This window comes from Cupriavidus sp. 94F1 (genome assembly GCF_057798875.1).
In genome coordinates this window covers 68,662-94,921 of sequence record NZ_JBYOJT010000013.1, presented here as the reverse complement: position 1 = coordinate 94,921, position 26,260 = coordinate 68,662, and the positions used below count along the sequence as shown (strand labels likewise).

The window sequence follows — 26,260 nt, the reverse complement described above, 5'->3', positions numbered from 1 at the left end:
TTACTCGAAGAAGGAACGGTTACGGCCGCTGGCCGTGCGATGACGCTTGACGCGGGCCGCGCCGGACTGCACCCACACGCGCACGTTCTGCTGGCGCTTGAACCAGATCGGCCGCGCGCCCTGCTTGACGCGCCAGCTCTTGCGGCCGTTATGGGATTTGTGCGCGCTGTCCCAGCTGGGCACATAGCCGGCGCTGACGCCGCTGGCGTCGGATCCGCCCGTGCCGGAAGCCTCCACACCGCCCAGTGCCTCGTTCAGCGCCTGGGTGTGTTCGTTGACTTCCTTGTGGATGGTCTGCTCGACGTCGCGCGCGGCGTTCTCGAATTCCGTGCGCATCTTGCGCAGTTCCTCGAGTTCGACCTCGCGGCTGACCTCGGCCTTGACGTCATTGATATAGCGTTGTGCGCGACCGACTAGGGCGCCGACCGTGCGCGCCACCTTTGGCAGACGCTCGGGGCCGATCACGATCAGCGCCACGGCGCCGATCAGTGCCAGCTTGGAAATGCCGAGATCGATCATGCGAAAACCGGAACTGAGACACAGGATTGGCGGGCCGCGCCGTGCGCGGCCGCCGGGAGGATGGCTGACAAGAAAAAAACGGCCGGCGGATTATTCCTGGCGCTGCTTTTCCTTGGCTTCCACGTCGATCGTGGTGGCGTCGCGCAGTTCCTTGGCCGCGGCGGCGGGCTTGGCGCCAGGTTCCTCGGCGTTGCCGTCCTTCATGCCATCCTTGAAGCCCTTCACCGCGCCACCCAGGTCCTGGCCGATATTGCGCAGCTTCTTGGTACCGAAGACGAGCATGACGATCACCAGCACGATCAGCCAGTGCCAAATGCTAAACGAACCCATTTCTTGCTCCTGATAAAGCCGCGGGCGTCGGAATATGATCGCCCGGCCCCGTAGTTCCGTCCTTCAAAGGCCGCGTCGGGGCGACGGTACCCGACGCAACATCTGGCCGGGACATCGCTGCCCCAGCCCCTTCTCATGCCAGGCTTCCCGAACCTGCGTTCAGAACGCCGGTGACTTCCACTGGTCGCGCGGGCCGCCGAGTACGTGCAGATGGAGATGGAACACCTCCTGTCCGCCGTCCGTGCCGGTGTTGATCACCGTACGGAAGCCGTTGTTGCAGCCGGCAAGGCGTGCCAGTTCGGGCACCTTGAGCATTATTCTAGCAAGCACATCCGCATCGCCGGACCCGCAGTCAGCCAGCGAATCGACATGCGATTTCGGAATGACCAGAAAGTGTACCGGCGCCTTGGGATGGATATCGTGAAACGCCAGCAGATCGTCGTCCTCGTACAGCTTGCTGGACGGGATCTGACCGGCCACGATCTTGCAGAAAATGCAATTGTCCTGGGATTTCATGAAGTTCTTGTTGCAGCTTGTCAGCACACTGCACCAAATTGTGCCGTCCTGCTGCCACTTTTGTCGCGATCTTGCCGGTCTGGCTTCAGAACGGCTCGCCCGGATACATCGGCCTGCGGTCGTTCAGGTACAGCCAGCCCTTGACGATACGATACAGTATCCACAGTGACAAAATGCAGAAAACGGCGATTGCCACGGGGAACAGCAACACCGTCACGAACATGATGCCGCCCGCCACGTACCAGACGATCGACCACCAGAACGTGCGGATCTGCCACGCAAAGTGCGAGGCATACACCGTTCCCCGGGTGTCATCGCGCTTTACGTAGTTGACGATGATGGCGATCAGCGCCGTAATGCCGCCCGTAAACCAGTGGATCGCATACAGCGCATAAAGGATGTGCGTCAGCTTGCGCAATCCGTCGAGCTTGTCCGCATCAGCGGTTGTCGTCACCTGCGTGGTGTAGTCCGTCGCCATCGTGCCCTCCAGCGTTGCACCGCGTTATGCCGTGTCCGGAACATTCCGGGCGGCCATAGGCTCAATGCTACTCCTTGCGACTGGCTTTCTCGACCAGCCCCGACAGCCCCTCGCGGCGCGCCAGTTCGTTGACCACGTCGGCCGGCGTGGCGCCGATATGCGAGAGCAGCACCATCGTGTGGAACCAGAGATCGGCCACTTCGTAGACCACCTTGCCCACGGCTTCGTCGGCCAGGCCGGCCGCGCGGGCGTCCTTGGCCGCCATTACGGTCTCGGTGGCTTCCTCGCCGATCTTCTTCAGGATGGCGTCGTCGCCCTTCCTGAACAGCTTGGCCACATAGGATTTGTCGGGGTCGCCGCCGTTTTCGGGCTTGCGCGATTCCAGCGTGGCGGCCACGCGGGCCAGCACGTCTGCCGAGTATGCCGAGCCAGTCGTTTGCGTGTCCTGGCTCATGGCTTGGCCGCGTAGATCGCCGAAGGGTCCTTGATCACCGGCTCGACGGTATGCCAGTCGCCCGACTCGACGTCGCCTTCGAACTTCTGGAAGAAACACGAGTGCCGGCCGGTATGGCAGGCAATGCTGTCGATCTGGGTGACCTTCAGCAGGACCACGTCCTCGTCGCAATCCAGCCGGATTTCGTGCACCTTCTGCACGTGGCCCGACTCCTCGCCCTTGTGCCACAGGCGCTTGCGCGAGCGCGACCAGAACACGGCCTCGCCCAACTCAACCGTGCGCTGCAGCGCCTCGCGGTTCATGAACGCGAACATCAGCACGTCATTGGACCCCGTCTCCTGGACGATCACCGGCACCAGGCCGTTGTCGTCCCACTTCACCTTGTTCAACCACTTCTTTGCCATGATCAGATCCGGACGGGGATGCCCTCGCGGGCCATGAATGCCTTTGCTTCGCCAACGGTGTGCTGGCCGTAGTGGAAGATGCTGGCCGCCAGCACCGCATCCGCGTGACCGAGCTTGATGCCATCGGCCAGATCCTGCAGGCCGCCCACGCCACCTGATGCAATAACGGGTACCGGCACGGCGTCGCTGACCGCGCGCGTCAGTTCCAGGTCGAATCCGCTCTTGGTGCCGTCGCGGTCCATGCTGGTCAGCAGGATTTCGCCGGCGCCGCGGCGCGCCATCTCGCGGGCCCACTCCACGGCGTCCAGGCCGGTCGCCTTGCGTCCGCCGTGGGTAAAGACTTCCCAGCGGGCCGGCTCGCCCGGCGCCGAACTGCGCTTGGCATCGATGGCCACCACGATGCACTGCGAGCCGTACTTGCCGGTCGCATCTGAAACCAGTTGCGGATTGGCGATGGCCGACGAATTCACGCTGATCTTGTCCGCCCCGGCATTGAGCAGCCGGCGCACGTCTTCCACGGCGCGCACGCCGCCGCCCACGGTCAGCGGGATGAACACCTGCGAAGCCACGGCCTCGATGATATGAAGGATCAGGTCGCGACCGTCGCTGGTCGCGGTGATGTCGAGAAAAGTGATTTCATCGGCACCCTGCTCGTCATAGCGGCGAGCGATTTCCACGGGGTCGCCAGCATCGCGCAGTTCGACGAAGTTGACACCCTTGACCACCCGCCCGTTGGTGACGTCGAGGCAGGGGATGATACGTTTGGCTAGCATGTGGTTCCTTGCCTGCCGCGCCCGCCCGGGGCACGGCTGGTTGTGGCGTCCTGCCTGGTGGCGTGACGCGGCCGCCGGTTACTCGGCCGTCAGCTTGTCCGCGTGCGCCTGGGCGTCGGCAAAGACCAGGTCGCCCGAATAGATCGCGCGGCCGCAGATCACACCTTCCACGCCCTCGCCTTCCACGGCGCAGAGCTGGTCGATGTCGGCCATGTTCGACAGGCCGCCGCTGGCGATCACCGGGATCGACATCGACTGGGCCAGCTTGACCGTGGCGTCGATGTTGATGCCCTGCAGCATGCCGTCGCGGCCGATGTCGGTGTAGATGATGGCTTCCACGCCGTAGTCTTCGTACTTGCGTGCCAGATCCGCCACTTCATGGCCCGTCAGCTTGCTCCAGCCATCGGTGGCCACCTTGCCGTCCTTGGCATCGAGCCCGACGATGATGTGGCCGCCGAACGCCGAGCAGGCGTCCTTCAGGAATCCGGGGTTCTTCACGGCCGCGGTGCCGATGATCACGTACGACAGGCCGTCGTCGAGCCAGCGTTCGATCGTGTTCAGATCGCGGATACCCCCGCCGAGCTGGACCGGAATCTCGTCGCCGACTTCCGCGATGATGGCCTTGATGGCTGCCTCGTTGCGGGGCTTGCCAACAAAGGCGCCGTTCAGGTCGACCAGATGCAGGCGACGCGCACCCTGGTTCACCCAGTGACGTGCCATGGCGGCGGGATCTTCGGAAAAGACGGTAGCCTGGTCCATATCGCCTTGTTTGAGGCGTACACACTGACCGTCCTTCAGGTCGATGGCCGGAATGAGCAACATAGCGTAACGAGCGTGGTGGTTGTGTAAAGGAAAAGGGCAGCGATGCCAGCGCGGGCTGCGCGGGCGCTCAGGTCATGTCAGTTTTGCAGTGGATGCAGTCTGGGTCGGTGGCTCTGAACGGCAGGTATCGCTGTTGATCTTGTGGCGCTTCTGGTAACAGGTGCTTCTGACGCTTTACGGATTCCAGTGCACGAAATTCCGGTATAGCTGCAAACCCATCGCGGCGCTCTTCTCCGGGTGGAACTGCGTGGCGAAAATATTATCGCGTGCCACCGCGCTGGTAAACACGACGCCATAGTCCGTCTCGCCGGCAATATGCGCGGGCTCCTGCGCCTGCACATAATAGCTGTGCACGAAGTAAAACCAGCTGTTGTCCGGGATGCCCTGCCACATCGGGTGCGCCATTGCCTGCCGCACGCGGTTCCAGCCCATCTGCGGCACCTTGAAGCGCGAGCCATCCGGCTGCATCATCCCTTCCAGTTCAAAGCGGATCACCTCGCCCGGCATCAGGCCCAGGGCTGGCGTGCTGGCCGCGCCCGACCTGACTTCACTGCTGCGTTCGAACAGCATCTGTTCGCCAACGCACACACCCAGCATCGGCTTCGACGCCGCGGCCTCCAGCACGGCCTGCTGCAGCCCCGAATCTCCCAGGGCGCCCATGCAGTCGGGCATCGCACCCTGCCCCGGCAGCACCACGCGGTCCGCCGCGCGGATCGCCTCGGGGCGGTCCACAACCTGCACGTCCGCTTCCGGTGCCGCGGCACGCAGAGCCTGCGCCACCGAGCGCAGGTTGCCCATGCCGTAATCCACAATTGCTATGGTAGTCATGATTTCAAAACAGGCAACAATGTCTTCAGCCCGTCCACAATGAATTCAACGGCCAGCGCCGACAGGATCAACCCCATCAGGCGCGTGCCGATATTGATCCCGGTCCTGCCAACCACCCGTGCGATGGGGTCCGCCGCACGGAACGTGCCATACACCACCAGCCCCAGCAGCACGCCGATCCCGACCAGGATCAGCAGCTCGTACCAGTGATTCGTCTTGCCCGCATACACGATCACGGTGCTGATCGATCCCGGCCCGGTCAGCAACGGCAGCGCCAGCGGCACCACCGCGATACTGGTCTTGGCCTCGGCCTCGTCCTCTTCCTCGGGCGTGGCCTTGGTCCGGCCCGTCTGGGCGTTGAGCATGTTCATGGCCATCATGATCATGATCAGCCCGCCGCCCACCTGCAGCGACGCCACCGAGATATTGAAGAACTCGATGATCTGCTGGCCCAGCAACGCCGACAAGCCCACCACGATCGCCACGGCAATCGACGCCGTCTTGATCGTCTTCAGCTTCTCCGCCTCGGTCTGCTGGCTGGTCAGGCTGATGAAGAACGGGATCGCCCCGATCGGATTGATCAGCGCCAGCAGCGAGATGAAAGACTTGAGCGTATCCATCGGATGCGGGTGTGTCCGGGGTTGTCAGCGTCGCCGCAACCAGCCGGCACGCCTGCTATATGGGGGCGCAGGTCAGTGTTTCAGGTCAGACACCAGTATGGGTCAGAGCGTACCCTTGGTCGATGGAATCTGGTTGGCCGCACGCGGATCCAGCTCCACCGCCATGCGCAACGCACGGCCAAAGGCCTTGAACACCGTTTCGCACTGGTGGTGGGCGTTGATGCCGCGCAGGTTGTCGATATGGAGCGTCACCCCGGCGTGGTTGACGAAGCCGCGGAAGAACTCGATCGTCAGGTCGACGTCGAAGCTGCCCACCCGGGCGCGCGTGAACGGCACGTGGAATTCCAGCCCCGGGCGGCCCGAGAAGTCGATCACCACGCGCGACAGGCACTCGTCCAGCGGCACATAGCTGTGGCCGTAGCGGGTGATGCCCTTCTTGTCGCCGATGGCGCGCGCCACGGCCTGGCCCAGCGTAATGCCGACGTCTTCCACCGTGTGGTGGTCGTCGATATGGGTGTCGCCCGTGGCCTCCACCTCCAGGTCGAACATGCCATGCCGGGCAATCTGGTCCAGCATGTGGTCGAGGAATGGCACGCCGGAAGCCAGCTTCTGGCGGCCGGTGCCATCAAGGTTCAGCGAAACGCGGATTTGCGTTTCCGAGGTATTGCGGGTGACCTCTGCAACACGCATGGTGGGGTTAATCCTGCAATGAGGCACGGAATGCCTCAAGAAACTGCGCGTTTTCTTCGGGGGTGCTGACCGTCACGCGCAGACAGTTGGCCAGCAATGCGTGCATTTTACTCACGTTCTTGATCAATACCTTCCGCGCCAGCACGCGCTCGAACGTCTGTGCCGCATCCGGCACGCGCACCAGCAGGAAGTTGGCGGCGCTCGGGTAGACCGTCACGCCCGGCATGGCCGCCATGGCGTCGGCCAGCTTCGCGCGCTCGGCACGCAGCTGGGCGGCCTGGTCGTCCAGCACATCCACATGTTCCAGCGCGAACAGCGCGGTGGCTTCGGTCAGCACGTTGACGTTGTACGGCGGGCGCACCTTGTCCAGTTGCGACAGCCATTCCGGCGACCCCGCCATGTAGCCCAGGCGGATACCGGCGAGCCCCAGCTTCGACACCGTGCGCATCACCAGCAGGTTGCCGAACCCGGTCAGGCGCGGCATCCAGCTTTCCTGGGCGAACGGCTGGTAGGCCTCGTCCACCACCACCAGGCTCTGGCATACCTCGCCCTGCGCGGCGCGCACGATCGCTTCCATGTCGGCGGCGTCGAACAGGTTGCCGGTGGGGTTGTTCGGGTAGGCCAGATAGATGATGGCGGGCTTGTGCTCGGCCATCGCGGCCAGCATGGCGGCGCGGTCCAGCGTGAAATCCGCACGCAACGGCACGCCGACAAACCCGAGGCCCGCAAACTGAGCCGACATCGCATACATGACGAAGCCAGGCACCGGCGCCAGCACCTTGGCACCCGGCTTCGATGCGGCCAGCGAAATGATGCTGATCAGTTCGTCCGAACCGTTGCCCAGCATCACGTCCATGCCGGCTGGCACCTTCATGACCGACTTGAGCTGCGCGCGCAGCGCCTCGCTGCTGGGCACCGGGTAGCGGTTCAGGGCCACCTCGCCCAGCCGCGCGGCCAGTTGGCCGCGCAGGTCGGGCGGCAGCCGGTACGGGTTCTCCATCGCGTCGAGCTTCACCAGTCCGTGCGAGTCGGCGACATGATAGGCGCCCATGGCGCGCACGTCGTCACGGATGATGCGTTCGATCAGGGATGGGTCTACGGCTGGCATGATGGTCCTATGGTTTCGTGCCTTGCGGCATGTCTTAACGCTTGAATCGGTACTCGGCGCTGCGCGCGTGGGCCTGCAGCCCCTCGCCATAGGCCAGTTCGGCGGCGATCTGGCCCAGCATCTGCGCCCCGCCCTCGCTGACCTCGATCAGGCTCGAACGCTTCTGGAAGTCGTACACGCCCAGCGGCGACGAGAAGCGCGCGGTGCGCGAGGTGGGCAGCACGTGGTTCGGGCCCGCGCAGTAGTCGCCCAGCGACTCGCTGGTATAGCGGCCCAGGAAGATGGCGCCCGCATGGCGGATCTTCTCGCTCCACTGGCGCGGGTGTTCGGCCGAAATCTCCAGGTGCTCGGGCGCGATGGCGTTGGCGATCTCGCAGGCTTCTTCCATGTCGCGCACCTTGACCAGGGCACCGCGCCCGGCCAGCGAGGCGGCGATGACTTCGCGGCGCGGCATCGTCGGCAACTGGCGCTGGATGCTCTCTTCCACGCGGTTCAGGTAGGCCTCGTCCGGACACAGCAGGATCGACTGCGCCAGTTCGTCGTGCTCGGCCTGCGAGAACAGGTCCATGGCCACCCAGTCCGGATCGGTCGTGCCGTCGCAGATCACCAGGATTTCCGACGGGCCGGCGATCATGTCGATGCCGACCGTGCCGAACACGCGGCGCTTGGCGGCGGCCACATAGGCATTGCCCGGGCCGACGATCTTGTCCACCTGCGGCAGCGTGGCGGTACCGAACGCCAGCGCGCCCACGGCCTGCGCGCCGCCGATCGTGAACACCCGGTCCACGCCGGCGATCTGCGCGGCGGCCAGCACCAGTTCGTTGCGCACGCCACCGGGCGTGGGCACGACCATGATCACTTCCTTGACGCCAGCCACGCGCGCGGGGATCGCATTCATCAGCACCGACGACGGGTAAGCGGCCTTGCCGCCGGGCACGTACAGGCCCACGCGGTCCAGCGGGGTCACCTTCTGGCCCAGCATGGTGCCGTCGGCCTCGGTGTATTCCCAGCTATGGCTGCCGCATTCGATCTTCTGCTTCTCGTGGTAGGCGCGCACGCGGGCGGCGGCGGCCTCCAGCGCGGCGCGGCGCTTCGGCTCCAGGTCTTCCAGCGCCGCTTCCAGTTGGGATTGCGACAGCTCCAGCGCGCCCATCGAGGGGGCTTCCAGGCGGTCGAAACGGCGCGTGTATTCGAGCACGGCCTCGTCGCCGCGGCGGCGCACGTCAGCCAGGATATCGGCAGCGGCGCGATCGATGGCCTCGTCTTCCGACGCCTCGAACGCCAGCACCTGGCGCAGGGCATCGGCAAAGCCGGGCTCGGTCGAGTCGAGCCGGCGGATCGACAGGTTTTCCATATCGGTGTCGTTCATGACTGCTTGTCCTCGGGGAATCCCTGACGGATTCCCGGTCGGGTTCAACTTGTGCGTACCTCAGGCGAGCGCCGCCGAGGCCCGTTCGAATGCTTCCAGGATCGGCGCCAACCGTTCCCGTTTGAGCTTCAGCGCCGCCTGGTTGACCACCAGGCGAGACGAGATCTGCACGATCTCCTCCACTTCGACCAGGTTGTTCGCGCGCAGCGTGCCGCCGGTGCTGACCAGGTCGACGATGGCATCGGACAGCCCCACCAGCGGGCCCAGCTCCATCGAGCCGTACAGCTTTATCAGGTCCACGTGCACGCCCTTCTTGGCGAAGTGCTCGCGGGCGGTCTGCACGTACTTGGTGGCCACGGCCAGGCGCGCGCCCTGCCGCACCGCGTTGGCGTAGTCGAACCCGGCAGGCACCGCCACCGACATGCGGCAGCGCGCGATGTTCAGGTCGATCGGCGCGTACAGGCCGGTCATGCCGTGCTCCATCAGCACGTCCTTGCCGGCCACGCCGAAGTCGGCCGCGCCATACTGCACGTAGGTCGGCACGTCCGACGCGCGCACGATGATCACGCGCACGGCCGGGTCCGACGTGGGCAGGATCAGCTTGCGCGAGGTCTCGGGGTCCTCGGTCACCTGAATGCCGGCCGCGGCCAGCAGCGGCAGCGTTTCGGTAAAGATGCGGCCCTTGGACAGTGCCAGCGTCAGCTGGTTGGGCGAGGCGTTGAAAGCGGGACTCATCGTCAGTTCTTCAAGGTTCGGGGCGGCTTGGGGCGGCGGCTTCTGGTTCAGGCGATCCGGCGGATCTTCGCGCCGACGGCCGACAGCTTGTCTTCCATGCGGTCGTAGCCGCGATCCAGGTGGTAGATGCGGTCGATCGTCGTTTCGCCATCGGCCACCAGGCCGGCAATGACGAGACTGGCCGATGCACGCAGGTCGGTGGCCATCACGTTGGCGCCCGACAGGCGCGGCACGCCGGTCACCACCGCGGTGTTGCCCTCGGCCGTGATGTTCGCGCCCAGACGGTTCAGCTCCTGCACGTGCATGAAGCGGTTTTCGAAGATCGTCTCGGTGATGCGCGCCGTGCCTTCGGCCACCGCGTTCAGGGCCATGAACTGGGCCTGCATGTCGGTCGGGAAGGCCGGGTATTCCGACGTCCGGAAGCTCACGGCCTGCGGCCGTTGCGGCATGGCCAGGCGGATCCAGTCGTCGCCGGTCTCGACCGTGGCACCGGTCTCGCGCAGCTTGATCAGCACGGCGTCCAGGATCAGCGGCGGGACGTCGCGCACGACGATGTCGCCCAGCGACGCGGCGGCCGCGCACAGGAACGTGCCGGCCTCGATACGGTCGGCCACCACGCTGTGCTGCGCGCCGTGGAGCTTGTCCACGCCCTGCACGATCAGGCGGTCGGTGCCGATGCCCTCGATTTTCGCGCCCATCTTGACCAGCAGTTCGGCCAGATCGGTCACCTCGGGCTCGCGGGCGGCGTTTTCCAGCACGGTCTCGCCTTCGGCCAGCGTGGCGGCCATCAGCAGGTTCTCGGTGCCGGTCACGGTGATCATGTCCGTCACCACGCGGGCGCCCTTCAGGCGGCTGGCGCGGGCGTGGATGAAGCCGTGCTCGATGGTGATTTCCGCACCCATGGCCTGCAGGCCCTTGATGTGCTGGTCCACGGGGCGTGCGCCAATGCCGCAGCCGCCCGGCAACGACACGCGGGCCTCGCCGAAGCGGGCCACCAGCGGGCCCAGCACCAGGATCGACGCGCGCATGGTCTTCACGAGGTCGTAGGAAGCTTCAGGCGAATTGATGTCGGCGCCGTTCAGCGTGGCCACGCCATTGACCATGTCGGCCTGCATGCCCATCTGGCGCAGCAGCTTGAGCATGGTGCGCGTGTCCTGCAGGTCGGGCACGTTGGAAAGCGATACGGTATCGGCGGTCAGCAGGCCGGCACACAGGATGGGCAGGGCGGCGTTCTTGGCGCCCGAGACGCGGACTTCGCCCTTGAGCGGCCCGTTGCCCTGGATCTGGAATTTGTCCATGTTTCTGTCTTGTCAGCCGGCGGCGTCGGACCCGCCGGTATGTTGTCTTGTGAGGGATCGACGCCTTACTTGGCGCCGTCGGCCTGCCATTCGGCCGGCGTCAGCGTCTTCATCGACAGCGCATGGATCTCGGCGCGCATGCGGTCGCCCAGCGCCGCGTAGACGCGCTGGTGCCGCTGGATCAGGCGCTTGCCCTCGAATTCCCCGCTCACGATCGTGGCGAAGAAGTGCTGGCCGTCGCCCTCCACGTGCAGATGTTCGCAGGGCAATCCTTGGGCAATGTAATCCCTGACTTGTTCCGGAGTAGGCAGCATGTCTGTCTCTGTGAATTCGGTGATTTGCGGCAAATCAGTGCCGCAGCTTGTAACCCTTGCGCAGCAGGCGCAGCGCCAGCGCGGCCAGCACCACGAACGCCACGACCACCACGGCCAGGCTGTGCAGCGGCGGCACGTCGGACACGCCGAAGAAGCCGAAGCGGAAGCCGTCGATCATGTAGAAGAACGGGTTGGCGTGCGACACGGCCTGCCAGAACGGCGGCAAGGAATGAATCGAATAGAACACGCCGGACAGGAACGTGGCCGGCATGATCAGAAAGTTCTGGAAAGCGGCCAGCTGGTCGAACTTCTCGGCCCAGATGCCGGCGATCAGGCCCAGCGTGCCCAGGATGCCCGCGCCGGCCAGCCCGAACACCAGGATCCAGAGCGGATGCGCAAAATGCAGGTGTGCAAACCAGGCGGTCACCAGCAGCACGCCCAGGCCCACGCAGAGCCCGCGGATGATCGACGCCGCCACATAGGCGCCGAACATTTCCCAATGCGACAGCGGCGGCAGCAGGATGAACACCAGGTTGCCGGTAATCTTGGACTGGATCAGCGACGACGAACTGTTGGCGAACGCATTCTGCAGCACGCTCATCATCACCAGGCCCGGCACCAGGAAGGCGGTATAGCTGATCTGGTCGTAGACGCGCACGCGGTCTTCGAGCACATGGCCAAAGATCAGCAGGTACAGCACGGCGGTCAGCACCGGCGCGGCCACGGTCTGGAACGATACCTTCCAGAAGCGCAGCACTTCCTTGTAGAGCAGCGTGCGGAAGCCGACCAGGCCGCCGACTTTCATCGATGCCAGACGCCGTTCCTCGCGCTGGGCCACATTGATCTCGGCGGGATTCTTCATGCCGCGGCCTCCATGGCGGCGTTCGGCGTGCTGCCGGGCATCTCGCCCTCGCGGCGCATGATCTGCACGAACACATCCTCCAGGTCGGCCTTGCTGATTTCCATGTCTTCGATTTCACAGCCGGCGGCGCGCAGCGCGGCCAGGATGGGTTCCACGGCCTCGTAGCCCGACAGCCGCAGGCGATGCGCGCGCTCGCCCGGGTTGCCCGGCGTGCGCAGTGCGTCCAGTTCGGCCGGCAGCGACCCCTTCGACAGCGTCAGAACCAGTTGCAGGCCCGCGAACTGGTTCAGCAGGCTGCTGGTGCGGTCCAGCGCCACCACCTCGCCGAACTTGAGCATGGCGATGCGGTCGCACAGTGCCTCGGCTTCTTCCAGGTAGTGGGTGGTCAGGATGATCGTGTGGCCTTCGCGGTTCAGCCGCGAAATGAATTTCCACAGGGTCTGGCGCAGCTCCACGTCTACGCCGGCGGTGGGTTCGTCCAGCACGATCACGGGCGGACGGTGCACCAGCGCCTGGGCCACCAGCACGCGGCGCTTCATGCCGCCCGAAAGCTGGCGCATGTTGCTGTCGGCCTTGTTGGTGAGATCGAGGTTGGCCATGATCTCGTCGATCCAGTCGTCATTGCGCGACAGGCCGAAATAGCCCGACTGCAGCCGCAGGGTCTCGCGCACCGTGAAGAACGGATCGAAAACCAGCTCCTGGGGCACCACGCCCAGCATGCGGCGCGCCATGCGGTAGTCGTCCACCACATCGTGGCCCAGCACGCTGACCGTACCCGAATCGGCGCGGTTCAGCCCGGCCAGAATGGATATCAGCGTGGTCTTGCCCGCGCCGTTGGGGCCGAGCAGGCCGAAGAATTCCCCGCGCTCGACGCTGAAACTGACACCCTTGAGCGCCTGCAGGTTGCGGTAACGCTTGCGGACATCGGTAATTTCGATGGCTTTCATGGCCGAATGTCTTGGGATGGGGCCGCTTGGCGGTCAGCCTTACCTGGATTGGGGGGGCGCCCCTGAGGTTAGCCGCGCAGCACCTGTGGATCGTGTCAGGACACTTGGGGGCGACTTGGGGACGAACAACCCGGAATTATAGGGGATGAGGGGGTTCCCCCGCTCTGCCCGGCGCGGCGCCAGGCCATCGGCCCGACGCCGTGGCATCGCATGGCCGCACGCAATGGCACGCGCGGCGACGGATGCCGGTTCAATGTCGGTGGTGGTGGTGTTCCGGGTGGGTAGCGGTGGCGGTAGCCAGGCCCAGCAGGCCTTCGACCCCATAGAGGGTGGCCAGCGACCGCAGCTGCGGCGACGCACCGGCGACAGTCAACGACTGGCCGCGCTCGGCGGCAGCCCGTTGCCAGGCCAGCAGCACGGCGACGGCGGAGGAATCCACCTGCGTCAGCGCGCTGCAATCCACCGTCACGTCGCCCTGCTGCACGCGCGACAGGCCGTCACGCAGCACGACGGCGGCGTTGCGGTTGGTCAGCGAGGCGCCAAGGGCAGGCATGGATGGATGGGAGCTGGAAACGTGAAACGGGCTTGTCGAAATGAAAACTCCCGCCCGGAGGCGGGAGCGTCTGGCCATTGTAGACCAGTTTGGCCGCGCCGTGCTGCGGCGCAACCAGAATCGCGCGGATCGGCCGCTCAGCCCTTGGCGTTGGCCAGCTGGCGGTTGCGGTCCTGCAGCGTCTTGATGACGCCGTCCACGCCCTGCTGGTTGGCGATGGTGTTGAAGCTGCCCTTGTACGCCTCGGTCAGCCAGGCGCCCAGCACGTTGATGTCATAGACCTTCCAGCCCTCGGCCGTCTTTTCCAGGCGGTAATCCATCTGGATCGGCTCGCCCTTGTTGATGACCTGGGTGCGGATCGTGGCGTCGGTGTCGTCAGCCGTGCCGCGATAGGGACGGAACTGCACCTTCTGGTCGCGGATCTGGGCGATGGCGCCGGCGTACGTGCGGATCAGCAGCGTCTTGAACTCGTCGGTAATCACCTTCTGCTGTTCCGGCGTGGCCTTCGACCAGTTGCGGCCCATGGCGATCTGCGTGGTGCGCGTGAAGTTGGCGTGCGGCAGGATCTTCTGCTCGACGAGCTGGGTAATCTTGCCGATATTGCCGGCCTGCATGTCCTTGTCGGACTGCACGGTGGACATCACGTCGTTCACCACGGCCTTGACCAGGCCGTCCGGCGTCGAGGCGTCGGCCTGCTGCGCGTGCGCGGCGCCAGCGCCGGCAAAGGCAACAACAGTGAGGAAGGGAAGCAGCAGTCGCTTGATCATGTGAATTTTTTCCTTTCTTTCCGGGGACGTCACCTGCAGGGTATCGGCAGGTTCGCGCCCATCCGACAGGGCAACAACGCACCGCCATCGGAAATCATTGAAACACAGGCGTCAGCCGGGCATGGTACCTGCACATGCATGGAACGCCACTTTCATACACTTTGTTTCAGGCCTCACAGCGCGCTCACAGGCGGCCCAGGCACTGTCGGGACAAGGCTGGCGGGCAGACCTTCGTGCTGCCCACGGCGCCTCAGCCCTCTTTGGTATCGGCTCCGGCCGGCGCGGGCTTGCTGCCGCCGTCCTGCTCCTGGGGCGCCTTCGGCTGGGGTTGCTGCGGCGCGTCCTCGTCATCCTGCGACGGCGGATTGCCGTCGTGGATCAGGTATTCCCGGCGCTGCAGGTACGAATCGCGCAGGAACGCGTACTTGTCCAGCGCGGCCGCCTCGATCAGGCTCGTGGCACCCAGCAGCTGGGCCCGGCCGTCGACCACGCGCACGGTGGACACCGACAGGCTCGCGTACCACGGTGAAATATAAGTGGTCGGGTCCATGAAGCGATCCACCACCATGCCGGTGCCGTCGCGCACGCTGCTCGGTCCGAACAGCGGCAGCACCAGGTACGGGCCCGGCGGCACGCCCCACACGCCCATGGTCTGGCCGAAGTCTTCCTTGTACTTCGGCAGGCCGGCCGGCGTGGCGATATCGATCAGGCCGCCCAGGCCGAGCACGCTGTTGATGGCCACGCGCATCGTGTCTTCCGCTGCCCGCGACGGCTTGCCTTGCAGCAGGTTGTTGGCCGCCGAGTAGACATCGCTGACATTTGAGAAGAAGTTGCCCACCGCCGTGCGCACCGGCGACGGGATGTAGTCCTGGTAGCCCTCGGCCACCGGCTTCAGCGCGTATTTGTCCAGATTGTCGTTGAACGTGGAAACGCCACGGTTGAACGGCTCCAGCGGGTCTGCCGGGTTGGCGTTGGGTCCGGTGGCGCAGCCGGCCAGGGCCAGCGCGACCAGCGAAGCCGCGCTCAGGCGATGAAAAGCGCTCATTTGCTGCCGCCCATTCCCGGCGCGGCCGGCAAGGCCGCCGCACCCGCGCCGGACGCATTCGCCGAAGAAGGAGACGGGGCCGGGGCCGACGCGTTGCCGTTGCCGCCGGCGCCGGCATCGGCCGCCTTGTTGTACAGGAACTGGCCGATCAGGTTTTCCAGCACCACGGCCGACTGCGTCATCGTGATCTTGCTGCCCTGGGCCAGCATCTTGTCGTCGCCGCCGGCTTCCAGCCCGATGTACTGCTCGCCAAGCAGCCCCGACGTCAGGATCTTGGCCGACGTGTCGCGCGGGAACGCGTAGCGTTTATCCAGATTCATCGTCACCGTGGCCTGGTATTGCTTGTCGTCGAAGTTGATCGACGCCACGCGGCCCACCACCACGCCGGCACTCTTTACCGGCGCACGCGGCTTCAGCCCGCCGATATTGTCGAACTGCGCGGTCACCGCGTAGGTGTCCTGAAACGACAGGCTGCTCATGTTGCCGGCCTTCAGCGCCAGGAACAGCAGGGCGGCGAAGCCCACCACCACGAACAACCCCACCCAGTAGTCGAGCGAATTTTTCTTCATGCGAGTCTCTTGTCGAATGCTTGTCAGCTGAACATCAGCGCGGTCAGCAGGAAATCCAGGCCGAGCACGGCCAGCGACGCCATCACCACGGTCCGCGTGGTGGCGCGTGAAACGCCTTCGGGCGTCGGGTTCGCCTCGAACCCCTGGTACAGCGCGATGAACGTCACCGCAATGCCAAAAATAAAGCTCTTGATCACGCCGTTCAGCACGTCGGCACGCACATCCACGCCGCCCTGCATCTGCGACCAGAACGCGCCGGCATCCACGCCGATCAGCTGCACGCCAACCAGGTAGCCGCCCAGGATGCCCACCGCGCTGAAGATCGCGGCCAGGATCGGCATGGCGATGACACCGGCCCAGAAACGCGGCGCGATCACGCGCTGCAACGGGTTGACGGCCATCATTTCCATCGCGGTCAGCTGCTCGCCAGCCTTCATCAGGCCGATTTCAGCGGTCAGCGACGTGCCGGCGCGGCCCGCGAACAGCAGCGCCGACACCACCGGCCCCAGTTCGCGCACCAGCGACAGCGCCACCAGCAGGCCCAGCGCCTGCTCGGACCCATAGCGGTTCAGCGTGTAGTACCCCTGCAGGCCCAGCACGAAGCCGACGAACAGGCCCGACACGGCGATGATCACCAGCGACAGGTTGCCGACGAAGAACACCTGGTCGGAAATCAGCCGGAATCGGCGCAGCAGTGCCGGCGACAGCGCCAGCACGGCCAGGAACATGCGCGTGGCACGGCCCAGGCCGCCCACGAACTGGCGCACCGCGGCGCCGATGGTAGTGAAGAAGCCGGTCAACGCGCGCCTCCGGCCAGGAAATCTTCGGCCAGCGTGGGGCCGGCGTAATGGAAAGGTACCGGGCCGTCGGCCTCGGCGTGCACGAACTGGCGCACGAACGGGTCGCTGGACGCCCGCAGGTCGTCGGGCGCACCTTCGGCAGCAATCCTGCCGTTCGCAATGAAATACACGTAATCGGCGATCTGGAAGGTTTCCTGCACGTCGTGCGAGACGATGATGGTGCTGGCGCCCAGCGCGTCGTTGAGGTCTCGGATCAGGTTCGCCGTCAGGCCGAGCGAGATCGGGTCCAGGCCGGCGAACGGTTCGTCGTACATCAGCAGGGCCGGGTCCAGCGCAATAGCCCGCGCCAGCGCCACGCGCCGCGCCATGCCGCCCGAGATCTGCGCCGGCATCAGGTCGCGCGCCCCGCGCAGCCCCACCGCGTTGAGCTTCATCAGCACCAGATCCCGGATCATCGATTCGGGCAGGTCGGTGTGCTCGCGTAGCGGAAATGCGACGTTGTCGAATACCGACAAGTCAGTGAACAGCGCGCCAAACTGGAACAGCATGCCCATCTGGCGGCGCACCGCGTACAGCGCGGTCTGGTCCATGACGTCGATGTCGGCGCCATTGAACGTCACACGGCCGCGCTGCGGGCGCACCATGCCGCCCACCAGCCGCATCACCGTGGTCTTGCCACAGCCCGATCCGCCCATGACGGCCACCACTTTCCCGCGCGGAAAGCGCATGGAAAGGCCGGATAGGATGGGCTTGTCGCCAGCCGCGTATGCAAAATCGACATCCGCGAGTTCGACGACGTTGGGGCCTGTAAAAGCCTGGCCAGACGGGTTCGGCACGGTAGCGGTCACAATGTCACCGGATTTGGACAGGCCGCCATTATAAGGGCTACTACCTATCGGTCGCCGTCCCGTGTGGTGATCTCACCATTGCATGGCCGACAACAATCCGAGGCATTCGTGTGATGCCGGCCGGACAAACTTGCCCGATTGCTCACTTCAGGGCTCGCTGCGCGGACCCGCCTGGCGCAGAATCACCTGCCATTGCACCGATTCCGAGCGGATGGCAGTGGCAAAGGCGTCGGGCGAGTCGCGAACTGGCGTAAGGCCGGCAGCCATCAACTGGGCCTGCACGCCGCGCTCGCTGGTCACACTGTCCAGTTCGGTAGCCAGTCGCGCCACGATGGCCCGGGGCGTCTTGGCCGGAGCCATCACGCCATACCAGGCGAGCGCCCCGTAGCCCTCCATGCCCGTTTCCTGCAGCGTCGGCACCTGCGGCGACAGCGGCGAGCGCACCGGCCCGGTCACGCCCAGGATGCGCAGCGCACCCGAGCGCACATGGGTCTGCACCGCGGCCCACGAACAGAAACAGGCGCTGATCCGGCCGGCGAGCATTTCCTGCACCACCGCGCTCTCGCCCTTGGCCATCACCAGCGGCACGCTGGTCGGCATGCCCCGCACCGCGTATTCGGCGTACAGATGCTGCGGGCTGCCCGGCTGGCCATAGCCATAGCTGTAAGATGCCGGGCTCGACCGCACGGCCGTGACCCACTGCTGGGGTGTCGTCATCGGCAAATGACCATCGATCACCAGGAACAACGGCATGGCGGCCACCCGCGCGACGGGGGTGAAATCACGCGTCACGTCATAGGGCACCGGTTCGAGTCCGGGCTGGATCAGCATGTTGGCCTGATGGAACAGCAGCGTGTGGCCGTCGGAACTGGCCTTGGCCACGAGGTCGCCAGCCATGGTGCCCGCCGCGCCGGGACGATTGTCCACGTCGACAGGCACGCCAAGCCGCTGGGATAGCCGTTCGGCCACCAGTCGCGCCACGGCATCGGCAACACCGCCGGCCGGGAACGGCACGATCATGCGCAGCGGCCGCGCGGGGAACGAGACCTGACGGGCCGGCGATTCCGTGCGCGCGGCAGGCGGAATGCTGGCAAGCTGGGCGACCGCGGGAGGCTGAGCGAGGGCCGTCGCCGCGCATAGCGCAACGGCAACCGCGCACCCCGTCCATCTGGCAGCGAGTATTGGCAACTTCGCTATACCTCGCCAAAGCCGCATGCAATTGCGTACTTCGGGCATCAATTTCCTCCGGGCCGTACCCACCGCTACGGCACCAAATCGGCTGAAAGGGATTTCGAGGCAGTCTCTTCTTATCTATTTTGAGGAAATTGTAAGGACATTGCCTGGCAGCGCACAGACCGCGTAAACGCTCTCCGGGCGGACCCCAATGTGAGCGCCCGTATAATCAGCCGATGCCTGAATTCACCCTTCGGCCCATGCGCGCCGCCGACCTGCCCGCCGTGCTTGCCATCCAGGCGCAGTGCTATGGCGATGCGCTGGTGGAGTCCGCCGATGCCCTGGAAAGCCGGCTCACGCTATCGCCCCCCACCTGCTGGGTCGCAGCCCTGTCCACGCCATCGCAAAACGGCCAATCCAGCCCTGCCCTGGCCGCCTACCTGTTTACCCATGCATGGCCAGAGGCATCGCTGCCGCCTCTGGAACGGCCGGCTTGCCCGCGACTGGCCCGATACCGAGCCGCTGACATGGTTCATTCACGACATGGCCGTGGCGCCGATCGGCCGCGGCGCGGGCCTCGCTACCCGCCTCCACCACGCGGCACGCAACGTGGCGATGCACGACGGCCTGCGGGCGTCGCGCCTTATCGCCGTCCAGTCAGCCGATGCGTACTGGCGCAGGCTCGGGTACGCACCGCTGGCCGCCGACAGGCATGCAGACAAGCTGGCAGCGTATGGAGAGGGGGCGGTGTTGATGGGGTGTGTGCTGTAGGTCCAAGCTTGCCGAACCCATAGGCCAGAACAAAAACCCCCGCAGCCTTCCGGCATGCGGGGGTGTTTTCGCGCCAGCGTAGGAACCTCGGCTTAACGCGGCAGTTCGCTGTGGCCCATCAGGAAGGCGTCCACCGAGCGGGCGGCCTGGCGGCCTTCGCGGATGGCCCAGACCACCAGCGACTGGCCGCGGCGCACGTCGCCTGCGGCGAAGACCTTCGGCACGTTCGTCTGGTAGGCGCGGTCGCCTTCGGTCGATGCCTTGGCGTTCTTGCGCGCGTCGGTGTCCACGCCGAAGGCTTCCAGCATGGAGCCCACGGGGTTCGTGAAGCCCATGGCCAGCAGCACCAGGTCGGCCTTCAGCACGAATTCGCTGCCCGGCACTTCCTGCATCTTGCCGTCCTTCCACTCCACGCGGCAGGCCTTCAGCGCCGTGACCTTGCCGTTCTCGCCGATCAGTTCCTTGGTGGCCACCGACCAGTCGCGCGAGCAGCCTTCGTCATGCGACGACGACGTGCGCAGCTTGATCGGCCAGTACGGCCACACCAGCGGCTTGTTCTCTTCTTCCGGCGGCTGCGGCAGCAGTTCGAACTGCGTGACCGATTCGGCGCCATGGCGGTTCGACGTGCCGACGCAGTCCGAACCCGTATCGCCGCCGCCGATCACGATCACGTGCTTGCCTTCGGCGCGGATCTCGTTGACGCCGTCGCCGGCCACTTCCTTGTTCTGCGGAATCAGGAATTCCAGCGCGTAGTGGACGCCGGCCAGTTCGCGGCCCGGCACCGGCAGGTCGCGCGGCACTTCCGAGCCGCCCGCCAGCACCACGGCGTCGAACTGGTCCATCAGCGCCTGCGCCGAGATGGTTTCACGCGCGTAGTTCTTGATGCCGGCCGGCAGCGCGCCGTCGGTCACCATCACGCCCGCACGGAAGGTCACGCCTTCGGCCTGCATCTGCTCGATGCGGCGGTCGATCAGGTCCTTCTCCATCTTGAAGTCGGGGATGCCGTAGCGCAGCAGGCCGCCGATACGGTCGTTCTTCTCGAACACGGTCACGTCGTGGCCGGCGCGCGCCAGTTGCTGCGCGGCTGCCATGCCAGCGGGGCCCGAGCCGACCACGGCCACGGTCTTGCCGGTCTTGTGCTTCGGCACCTGGGGCGCCACCCAGCCTTCTTCCCAGGCCTTGTCGATGATCGCGTGCTCGATCGACTTGATGCCCACCGGCAGCTCGTTGATGCCCAGCGTGCAGGCAGCCTCGCACGGCGCCGGGCAGATACGGCCCGTGAACTCGGGGAAGTTGTTGGTCTGGTGCAGGACTTCGATCGCCGACTTCCAGTCCTGGCGGTACACCAGGTCGTTGAAGTCCGGAATGATGTTGTTGACCGGGCAGCCGTTGTTGCAGAACGGGATACCGCAGTCCATGCAGCGGGCACCCTGGACCTTCGCTTCGCTGTCGGAGAGCGCGAACACGAATTCCTTGTAGTGCTTCACGCGCTTGACTACCGGTTCGTAGCCTTCGTTCTGGCGCGGAAATTCGAGAAAGCCTGTCGCCTTACCCATGTTGCATCCTTGGTCTTGCTGGCGCGAGGCGGCCGGGCCGGCCTCGCGTGGGGTCAGTATCTTGTTGGCGCCGCAGCCGTTGCCGCGGCGCCTCTCGTGGTGTGGCTGCCGGTCAGGCGGCTACCGCCTCGCGGTCGCTGTCGCGGGCTGCCTGTTCCTTTTCGAACATCTCGCCCAGGGCGCGCTTGTACTCGGTCGGGAAGACCTTGACGAACTTGCGGCGAGCCGTGGTCCAGTCGGCCAGCAGCGCCTTGGCGCGCTCCGAACCGGTGTAGCGGAAATGCTGCTCGATCAGGTTGCGCAGGATCACTTCGTCCAGCTGGCGCGTGCCGTTGAACTTGTGCCATTGCGATTCCGGCTGGCCCTTCTGCTGGTCGGCCGACGCGAGCACCGCCTCCAGCGCCACCATCGACGTGTTGCAACGCTTGTCGAACAGGCCGTCCTCGTCATAGACGTAGGCCACGCCGCCCGACATGCCGGCCGCGAAGTTGCGGCCCGTGCCGCCCAGCACGACCACGGTACCGCCGGTCATGTATTCGCAGCCATGGTCGCCGGTGCCTTCCACCACGGCGGTGGCACCCGAGTTACGCACCGCGAAACGCTCGCCGCCCACGCCGTTGAAGAACGCCTCGCCAGCCAGCGCGCCGTACAGCACGGTGTTGCCCACGATGATGTTGCGGGTCGGGTCGCCACGGAATTCGTGCGGTGCGCGCACGATCACGCGGCCGCCCGACAGGCCCTTGCCCACGTAGTCGTTGGCGTCGCCCACCAGGTCCATCGTGATGCCGTGCGCCAGGAACGCGGCAAACGACTGGCCCGCCGTGCCCTGGAACTGGATGTGGATCGTGTCGTCGGGCAGGCCCTCGTGGCCGTACTGCTTGGCCACCACGCCGGACAGCATCGCGCCCACCGTGCGGTTCACGTTCTTGACCGGCTGGATGAACGACACGCGCTCACCCTTGTCGATGGCCGGGCGCGCCTTGGCGATCAGCGTGTGGTCCAGCGCCTTGCCGGCTTCCACCGACAGGCCGTGATCCTGCACGTCGGTGTGGTAGCGCGGCACGTCGGCCGGGATCGGTGCCTGGAAGAAGATGCGGCTGAAGTCCAGGCCGCGTGCCTTCCAGTGCTCGATGCCGTGACGGATGTCGAGCAGGTCGGCGCGGCCGATCAGTTCGTCGAACGTGCGGATGCCCAGCTGGGCCATGATTTCACGCGCTTCTTCCGCAACGAAGAAGAAGAAGTTCACCACGTGCTCGGGCTTGCCCTGGAACTTCTTGCGCAGCGCCGGATCCTGCGTGGCCACGCCCACCGGGCAGGTGTTCAGGTGGCACTTGCGCATCATGATGCAGCCCTCGGCCACCAGCGGCGCGGTGGCGAAGCCGAACTCGTCCGCACCCAGCAGCGCGCCGATCACCACGTCGCGGCCGGTCTTCATCTGGCCGTCGGCCTGCACGCGGATGCGGTTGCGCAGGCCATTCAGCATCAGCGTCTGCTGCGTTTCGGCCAGGCCCAGTTCCCACGGCGAACCGGCGTACTTGATCGACGACCACGGCGATGCGCCGGTGCCGCCGTCATGGCCGGCGATCACCACGTGATCGGCCTTGGCCTTGGCCACGCCGGCGGCCACGGTACCCACGCCCACTTCGGACACCAGCTTGACCGAGATGTCCGACGCCGGATTCACGTTCTTCAGGTCGTGGATCAGCTGTGCCAGATCCTCGATCGAGTAGATGTCGTGGTGCGGAGGCGGCGAGATCAGGCCCACGCCCGGCACCGAGTAACGCAGCTTGCCGATGTAGTCGGACACCTTGTGGCCCGGCAGCTGGCCGCCTTCGCCCGGCTTGGCGCCCTGCGCCATCTTGATCTGGATCTGGTCGGCCGATGCCAGGTATTCGGCGGTCACGCCGAAACGGCCCGACGCCACCTGCTTGATCTTCGAGCGCAGCGAATCGCCGGCCTGGAGTTCCAGGTCTTTCTCGATCACGTGGTCGCCCAGGATGCTCTTGAGCGAGTCGCCCTGCTTGATGGGGATGCCGCGCAGTTCGTTGCGATAACGCTTCTCGTCCTCGCCGCCTTCGCCGGTGTTCGACTTGCCGCCGATGCGGTTCATCGCCACGGCCAGCGTGGCGTGGGCTTCGGTCGAGATCGAGCCGAGCGACATGGCGCCCGTGGCAAAACGCTTGACGATTTCCTTGGCCGGTTCCACTTCTTCCAGCGGAATCGCGCGGGCCGGGTCGACCTTGAACTCGAACAGTCCGCGCAGCGTCATGTGACGACGGCTCTGGTCGTTGATGATGTTGGCGTATTCCTTGTACGTCTGGTACTGGCCGCGGCCATCGTCGGCACGCACCGAGTGCTGCAGCTTGGCGATGGAGTCCGGCGTCCACATGTGGTCTTCACCGCGCACACGGAACGCGTACTCGCCGCCGGCGTCGAGCATGTTGCTCAGCACCGGGTTGCTGCCGAATGCGTCGGTATGCAGGCGCAGCGCTTCTTCGGCCACCTCGAAGATGCCGATGCCCTCGACGTTCGACGGCGTGCCGTGGAAGTACTTCTGCACCAGTTCGCGCGACAGGCCGATGGCCTCGAAGATCTGGGCGCCCGTGTACGACATGTACGTGGAGATGCCCATCTTCGACATCACCTTGAACAGGCCCTTGCCGATCGCCTTGACGAAGTTCTTGACCGCCTTTTCCGGCGACAGGTCGCCCGACAGGCCCGAGGCCATGTCGGCCAGCGTTTCCATGGCCAGGTACGGGTGCACGGCTTCGGCGCCGTAGCCGGCCAGCAGCGCGAAGTGATGCACTTCACGGGCCGAGCCGGTTTCGACGACCAGGCCGGCCGACGTGCGCAGGCCCTTTTCCACCAGGTGGTGGTGGATGGCCGACGTGGCCAGCAGCGCCGGAATGGCCACCTGGGTGTCGTCGACGCGGCGATCCGACACGATCAGGATGTTGTAGCCCGAACGCACGGCGTCCACGGCTTCGGCGCACAGCGATGCCAGGCGGGCCTCGATGCCTTCCTTGCCCCACGCCACCGGGTAGCAGATGTTCAGTTCGTACGAACGGAACTTGCCGCCGGTGTAGTGCTCGATGTTGCGGATCTTGGCGATGTCCTTGAAGTCCAGCACGGGCTGGGACACTTCAAGGCGCATCGGCGGGTTGATGTTGTTCAGTTCCAGCAGGTTCGGCTTCGGACCGATGAACGACACCAGCGACATGACCATGTTCTCGCGGATCGGGTCGATCGGCGGGTTGGTCACCTGCGCGAACAGCTGGCGGAAGTAGTGGTACAGCGTCTTGTTCTTCGACGACAGCACGGCCAGGGGCGAGTCGTTGCCCATCGAGCCCGTGGCTTCCTCGCCGGCCAGCGCCATCGGCGCCATCAGGAACTTGACGTCTTCCTGCGTGTAGCCGAACGCCTGCTGGCGGTCCAGCAGCGGCGACACCGGCTTCTTCTCGGCGGCCACGTCTTCCGGCTTGGCTTCCAGCTCGTCGAGCTTGATGCGCACGGCGTCGATCCAGCTCTTGTACGGCTTGGCGTTGGCCAGGTTGTCCTTGAGTTCCTTGTCGTCGATGATGCGGCCCTGCTCCATGTCGATCAGGAACATCTTGCCCGGCTGCAGGCGCCACTTGTTGACGATGCGCGACTCGGGGAACGGCAGCACGCCGGCTTCCGACGCCAGCACGACGAAGTCGTCGTCGGTCACGTAGAAGCGGGCCGGACGCAGGCCGTTACGGTCCAGCGTGGCACCGATCTGGCGGCCGTCGGTGAAGCAGATGGCGGCGGGGCCGTCCCACGGCTCCATCATCGCGGCGTGGTACTCGTAGAAGGCACGACGGTTGTCGTCCATCAGCGTGTGCTGTTCCCAGGCTTCCGGGATCATCATCATCATTGCGTGGACGAGCGGGTAGCCCGCCATCGTCAGCAGTTCGAGGCAGTTGTCGAACGATGCCGTGTCCGACTGGCCCGGATAGATCAGCGGCCACAGCTTGGGCAGGTCGTCGCCCAGCACCGGCGACGAGATTGCGCCGGTCCGTGCGTTGACCCAGTTCACGTTGCCCTTGACCGTGTTGATTTCGCCGTTGTGGGCGACCATGCGGTACGGGTGGGCCAGTTCCCAGGCCGGGAACGTGTTGGTCGAGAAACGCTGGTGCACCAGGGCCAGGGCCGAGACGGCGCGCGAATCCTGCAGGTCCAGGTAGTACTCGCCCACCTGGTTGGCCAGCAGCAGGCCCTTGTACACGACGGTACGGGCCGACATCGACGGCACGAAGTATTCCTTGCCGTGCTTGAGCTTGAGCGCCTGGATGGCGTGGCTGGCCGTCTTGCGGATCACGTAGAGCTTACGTTCCAGCGCGTCCGTGGTCATGATGTCGCGGCCACGACCGATGAAGATCTGGCGGATCACCGGCTCGGTGGTGCGCACGGTCGGGGACATCGGCATGTTGCAGTCCACCGGCACGTCGCGCCAGCCCAGTACGACCTGGCCTTCCAGGCGCACGGTGCGCTCGAGCTCCTGCTCGCAGGCCAGGCGCGAGGCGTGTTCCTTCGGCAGGAAGATCATGCCGACGCCGTATTCGCCGTTGGGCGGCAGCGTCACGCCCTGCTTGGCCATTTCTTCGCGGTAGAACTGGTCCGGGATCTGGATCAGGATACCGGCGCCGTCGCCCATCAGCGCATCTGCGCCAACTGCGCCCCGGTGGTCCAGGTTCTCAAGGATCTTCAGACCCTGCGAAATGATCTCGTGGGATTTCTTGCCCTTGATATGCGCCACCATGCCGACGCCGCAGGCGTCATGCTCGTTGGTGGGGTCGTACAGGCCCTGGGCCTGGGGGCGTGCGGCGAGATCGGAAGATTGTTGCGAGTGGTCCACGGGCTGAATTCCGGTGAAGGCTGCGCAGCCAGCAAGGGCATAGACCGAACGGGATGGGCTGTCGCGGGGGGCCTCTTGATCGGGCGTGGCAGACAGCTGGGACCGCAGCGGCGTACACGAGCGTGACGCGCCGCACAATGACTGTGGGTGGAGCAACTATAAGAGAATCGTCCGAGCCTCGCAAAATTATTAAATGGGGTCAGAACACATTAAATATTGCACCATCGCGGTCGCC

The 26,260-nt window shown here is 65.4% G+C and carries 27 protein-coding genes and 1 pseudogene; 1 reads left to right on the top strand and 27 read right to left on the bottom strand.

Annotated features, from left to right (window positions below; genetic code table 11):
- From tatB to AC3FJ6_RS23915, 25 genes are all read right to left on the bottom strand, one after another.
- The gene (gene tatB / locus AC3FJ6_RS24035; protein WP_488774021.1) at positions 1-519 is read right to left on the bottom strand and encodes a Sec-independent protein translocase protein TatB; all 519 of its coding nucleotides are present in this window, start codon (positions 517-519) and stop codon (positions 1-3) included.
- Between the two features lie 90 nt (positions 520-609).
- Positions 610-849 carry a Sec-independent protein translocase subunit TatA gene (tatA, locus tag AC3FJ6_RS24030; protein ID WP_488774020.1) on the bottom strand — a complete coding sequence of 80 codons (240 nt, stop codon included), beginning with the start codon at positions 847-849 and terminating at the stop codon, positions 610-612.
- A gap of 159 nt (positions 850-1,008) precedes the next feature.
- Positions 1,009-1,365, bottom strand: coding sequence for a histidine triad nucleotide-binding protein (locus AC3FJ6_RS24025; protein WP_153949125.1), 357 nt, complete (start codon positions 1,363-1,365; stop codon positions 1,009-1,011).
- A gap of 85 nt (positions 1,366-1,450) precedes the next feature.
- Complete coding sequence (locus tag AC3FJ6_RS24020) at positions 1,451-1,843, bottom strand: DUF4870 family protein (protein WP_488774019.1); 393 nt, start codon at positions 1,841-1,843, stop codon at positions 1,451-1,453.
- A gap of 67 nt (positions 1,844-1,910) precedes the next feature.
- Positions 1,911-2,297, bottom strand: a complete 387-nt coding sequence (locus AC3FJ6_RS24015) for a phosphoribosyl-ATP diphosphatase (RefSeq protein ID WP_488774018.1) — start codon at positions 2,295-2,297, stop codon at positions 1,911-1,913.
- Positions 2,294-2,701 (bottom strand): phosphoribosyl-AMP cyclohydrolase, encoded by a 408-nt coding sequence (hisI, locus tag AC3FJ6_RS24010; protein ID WP_488774017.1) that lies wholly within the window; start codon positions 2,699-2,701, stop codon positions 2,294-2,296. Before hisI ends, AC3FJ6_RS24015 begins: the two co-directional genes overlap by 4 nt.
- A 2-nt stretch (positions 2,702-2,703) precedes the next feature.
- On the bottom strand, positions 2,704-3,474 hold the full coding sequence (gene hisF, locus AC3FJ6_RS24005; RefSeq protein ID WP_066731152.1) for an imidazole glycerol phosphate synthase subunit HisF: 771 nt from the start codon (positions 3,472-3,474) through the stop codon (positions 2,704-2,706).
- 78 nt (positions 3,475-3,552) lie between these two features.
- Complete coding sequence (hisA, locus tag AC3FJ6_RS24000; protein ID WP_153949121.1) at positions 3,553-4,296, bottom strand: 1-(5-phosphoribosyl)-5-[(5-phosphoribosylamino)methylideneamino]imidazole-4-carboxamide isomerase; 744 nt, start codon at positions 4,294-4,296, stop codon at positions 3,553-3,555.
- A 174-nt stretch (positions 4,297-4,470) separates the two neighbouring features.
- Positions 4,471-5,124: an imidazole glycerol phosphate synthase subunit HisH gene (gene hisH / locus AC3FJ6_RS23995; protein ID WP_488774016.1), complete on the bottom strand. Its 654-nt coding sequence runs from the start codon at positions 5,122-5,124 to the stop codon at positions 4,471-4,473.
- Positions 5,121-5,744, bottom strand: coding sequence for a YchE family NAAT transporter (locus tag AC3FJ6_RS23990; protein WP_488774015.1), 624 nt, complete (start codon positions 5,742-5,744; stop codon positions 5,121-5,123). Before AC3FJ6_RS23990 ends, hisH begins: the two co-directional genes overlap by 4 nt.
- Before the next feature lie 102 nt (positions 5,745-5,846).
- The gene (gene hisB, locus AC3FJ6_RS23985; protein ID WP_066731163.1) at positions 5,847-6,434 is read right to left on the bottom strand and encodes an imidazoleglycerol-phosphate dehydratase HisB; all 588 of its coding nucleotides are present in this window, start codon (positions 6,432-6,434) and stop codon (positions 5,847-5,849) included.
- 7 nt (positions 6,435-6,441) lie between these two features.
- Entirely contained in the window at positions 6,442-7,542 is a 1,101-nt protein-coding gene (gene hisC / locus AC3FJ6_RS23980) for a histidinol-phosphate transaminase (RefSeq protein WP_488774014.1), read from the bottom strand.
- Positions 7,543-7,576: 34 nt separating this feature from the next.
- A complete protein-coding gene (hisD, locus tag AC3FJ6_RS23975) occupies positions 7,577-8,911 on the bottom strand; it encodes a histidinol dehydrogenase (RefSeq protein WP_400391793.1) in 1,335 nt (444 codons plus the stop codon).
- Positions 8,912-8,971: 60 nt separating this feature from the next.
- Positions 8,972-9,646, bottom strand: a complete 675-nt coding sequence (hisG, locus tag AC3FJ6_RS23970; protein WP_153949116.1) for an ATP phosphoribosyltransferase — start codon at positions 9,644-9,646, stop codon at positions 8,972-8,974.
- Positions 9,647-9,693: 47 nt separating this feature from the next.
- Positions 9,694-10,944 (bottom strand): UDP-N-acetylglucosamine 1-carboxyvinyltransferase, encoded by a 1,251-nt coding sequence (gene murA, locus AC3FJ6_RS23965; RefSeq protein WP_488774013.1) that lies wholly within the window; start codon positions 10,942-10,944, stop codon positions 9,694-9,696.
- A gap of 65 nt (positions 10,945-11,009) precedes the next feature.
- Complete coding sequence (locus tag AC3FJ6_RS23960) at positions 11,010-11,258, bottom strand: BolA family protein (RefSeq protein ID WP_092602220.1); 249 nt, start codon at positions 11,256-11,258, stop codon at positions 11,010-11,012.
- Positions 11,259-11,292: 34 nt separating this feature from the next.
- Positions 11,293-12,120 (bottom strand): ABC transporter permease, encoded by an 828-nt coding sequence (locus AC3FJ6_RS23955; protein ID WP_488774012.1) that lies wholly within the window; start codon positions 12,118-12,120, stop codon positions 11,293-11,295.
- Complete coding sequence (locus tag AC3FJ6_RS23950) at positions 12,117-13,067, bottom strand: ABC transporter ATP-binding protein (RefSeq protein ID WP_488774011.1); 951 nt, start codon at positions 13,065-13,067, stop codon at positions 12,117-12,119. Before AC3FJ6_RS23950 ends, AC3FJ6_RS23955 begins: the two co-directional genes overlap by 4 nt.
- Before the next feature lie 250 nt (positions 13,068-13,317).
- Complete coding sequence (locus AC3FJ6_RS23945; RefSeq protein WP_153949113.1) at positions 13,318-13,620, bottom strand: STAS domain-containing protein; 303 nt, start codon at positions 13,618-13,620, stop codon at positions 13,318-13,320.
- A 137-nt stretch (positions 13,621-13,757) separates the two neighbouring features.
- Positions 13,758-14,387, bottom strand: a complete 630-nt coding sequence (locus tag AC3FJ6_RS23940; protein ID WP_400391777.1) for an MlaC/ttg2D family ABC transporter substrate-binding protein — start codon at positions 14,385-14,387, stop codon at positions 13,758-13,760.
- 250 nt (positions 14,388-14,637) lie between these two features.
- Positions 14,638-15,432, bottom strand: coding sequence for an MlaA family lipoprotein (locus AC3FJ6_RS23935; RefSeq protein WP_488774010.1), 795 nt, complete (start codon positions 15,430-15,432; stop codon positions 14,638-14,640).
- Positions 15,429-16,001 (bottom strand): outer membrane lipid asymmetry maintenance protein MlaD, encoded by a 573-nt coding sequence (gene mlaD / locus AC3FJ6_RS23930; protein WP_488774009.1) that lies wholly within the window; start codon positions 15,999-16,001, stop codon positions 15,429-15,431. Before mlaD ends, AC3FJ6_RS23935 begins: the two co-directional genes overlap by 4 nt.
- 23 nt (positions 16,002-16,024) lie before the next feature.
- Positions 16,025-16,801, bottom strand: coding sequence for a lipid asymmetry maintenance ABC transporter permease subunit MlaE (gene mlaE / locus AC3FJ6_RS23925; protein WP_101680505.1), 777 nt, complete (start codon positions 16,799-16,801; stop codon positions 16,025-16,027).
- Positions 16,798-17,649 (bottom strand): ABC transporter ATP-binding protein, encoded by an 852-nt coding sequence (locus AC3FJ6_RS23920; RefSeq protein ID WP_400391767.1) that lies wholly within the window; start codon positions 17,647-17,649, stop codon positions 16,798-16,800. The genes mlaE and AC3FJ6_RS23920 overlap by 4 nt, the downstream gene beginning before the upstream one ends.
- Before the next feature lie 147 nt (positions 17,650-17,796).
- Entirely contained in the window at positions 17,797-18,885 is a 1,089-nt protein-coding gene (locus AC3FJ6_RS23915) for a Bug family tripartite tricarboxylate transporter substrate binding protein (protein ID WP_488774008.1), read from the bottom strand.
- A gap of 173 nt (positions 18,886-19,058) precedes the next feature.
- On the opposite strand from AC3FJ6_RS23915, the pseudogene AC3FJ6_RS23910 reads away from it, so the two are divergent.
- Positions 19,059-19,593, top strand: a pseudogene (locus AC3FJ6_RS23910) (GNAT family N-acetyltransferase).
- Positions 19,594-19,685: 92 nt separating this feature from the next.
- Here the strand turns inward: AC3FJ6_RS23910 and AC3FJ6_RS23905 are convergent.
- Together AC3FJ6_RS23905 and AC3FJ6_RS23900 are read right to left on the bottom strand one after the other, a co-directional pair.
- The gene (locus AC3FJ6_RS23905) at positions 19,686-21,149 is read right to left on the bottom strand and encodes a glutamate synthase subunit beta (protein ID WP_400394569.1); all 1,464 of its coding nucleotides are present in this window, start codon (positions 21,147-21,149) and stop codon (positions 19,686-19,688) included.
- A 112-nt stretch (positions 21,150-21,261) separates the two neighbouring features.
- Complete coding sequence (locus AC3FJ6_RS23900; protein ID WP_488774061.1) at positions 21,262-25,929, bottom strand: glutamate synthase-related protein; 4,668 nt, start codon at positions 25,927-25,929, stop codon at positions 21,262-21,264.
- Positions 25,930-26,260: the final 331 nt, after the last annotated feature.

Coding starts and splice junctions, on each gene's coding strand:
- tatB (WP_488774021.1), bottom strand. CDS start 519: ATGATCGATCTCGGCATTTCCAAGCTGGCACTGATCGGCGCCGTGGCG.
- tatA (WP_488774020.1), bottom strand. CDS start 849: ATGGGTTCGTTTAGCATTTGGCACTGGCTGATCGTGCTGGTGATCGTC.
- AC3FJ6_RS24025 (WP_153949125.1), bottom strand. CDS start 1,365: ATGAAATCCCAGGACAATTGCATTTTCTGCAAGATCGTGGCCGGTCAG.
- AC3FJ6_RS24020 (WP_488774019.1), bottom strand. CDS start 1,843: ATGGCGACGGACTACACCACGCAGGTGACGACAACCGCTGATGCGGAC.
- AC3FJ6_RS24015 (WP_488774018.1), bottom strand. CDS start 2,297: ATGAGCCAGGACACGCAAACGACTGGCTCGGCATACTCGGCAGACGTG.
- hisI (WP_488774017.1), bottom strand. CDS start 2,701: ATGGCAAAGAAGTGGTTGAACAAGGTGAAGTGGGACGACAACGGCCTG.
- hisF (WP_066731152.1), bottom strand. CDS start 3,474: ATGCTAGCCAAACGTATCATCCCCTGCCTCGACGTCACCAACGGGCGG.
- hisA (WP_153949121.1), bottom strand. CDS start 4,296: ATGTTGCTCATTCCGGCCATCGACCTGAAGGACGGTCAGTGTGTACGC.
- hisH (WP_488774016.1), bottom strand. CDS start 5,124: ATGACTACCATAGCAATTGTGGATTACGGCATGGGCAACCTGCGCTCG.
- AC3FJ6_RS23990 (WP_488774015.1), bottom strand. CDS start 5,744: ATGGATACGCTCAAGTCTTTCATCTCGCTGCTGGCGCTGATCAATCCG.
- hisB (WP_066731163.1), bottom strand. CDS start 6,434: ATGCGTGTTGCAGAGGTCACCCGCAATACCTCGGAAACGCAAATCCGC.
- hisC (WP_488774014.1), bottom strand. CDS start 7,542: ATGCCAGCCGTAGACCCATCCCTGATCGAACGCATCATCCGTGACGAC.
- hisD (WP_400391793.1), bottom strand. CDS start 8,911: ATGAACGACACCGATATGGAAAACCTGTCGATCCGCCGGCTCGACTCG.
- hisG (WP_153949116.1), bottom strand. CDS start 9,646: ATGAGTCCCGCTTTCAACGCCTCGCCCAACCAGCTGACGCTGGCACTG.
- murA (WP_488774013.1), bottom strand. CDS start 10,944: ATGGACAAATTCCAGATCCAGGGCAACGGGCCGCTCAAGGGCGAAGTC.
- AC3FJ6_RS23960 (WP_092602220.1), bottom strand. CDS start 11,258: ATGCTGCCTACTCCGGAACAAGTCAGGGATTACATTGCCCAAGGATTG.
- AC3FJ6_RS23955 (WP_488774012.1), bottom strand. CDS start 12,120: ATGAAGAATCCCGCCGAGATCAATGTGGCCCAGCGCGAGGAACGGCGT.
- AC3FJ6_RS23950 (WP_488774011.1), bottom strand. CDS start 13,067: ATGAAAGCCATCGAAATTACCGATGTCCGCAAGCGTTACCGCAACCTG.
- AC3FJ6_RS23945 (WP_153949113.1), bottom strand. CDS start 13,620: ATGCCTGCCCTTGGCGCCTCGCTGACCAACCGCAACGCCGCCGTCGTG.
- AC3FJ6_RS23940 (WP_400391777.1), bottom strand. CDS start 14,387: ATGATCAAGCGACTGCTGCTTCCCTTCCTCACTGTTGTTGCCTTTGCC.
- AC3FJ6_RS23935 (WP_488774010.1), bottom strand. CDS start 15,432: ATGAGCGCTTTTCATCGCCTGAGCGCGGCTTCGCTGGTCGCGCTGGCC.
- mlaD (WP_488774009.1), bottom strand. CDS start 16,001: ATGAAGAAAAATTCGCTCGACTACTGGGTGGGGTTGTTCGTGGTGGTG.
- AC3FJ6_RS23915 (WP_488774008.1), bottom strand. CDS start 18,885: ATGCCCGAAGTACGCAATTGCATGCGGCTTTGGCGAGGTATAGCGAAG.
- AC3FJ6_RS23905 (WP_400394569.1), bottom strand. CDS start 21,149: ATGGGTAAGGCGACAGGCTTTCTCGAATTTCCGCGCCAGAACGAAGGC.
- AC3FJ6_RS23900 (WP_488774061.1), bottom strand. CDS start 25,929: ATGGTGGCGCATATCAAGGGCAAGAAATCCCACGAGATCATTTCGCAG.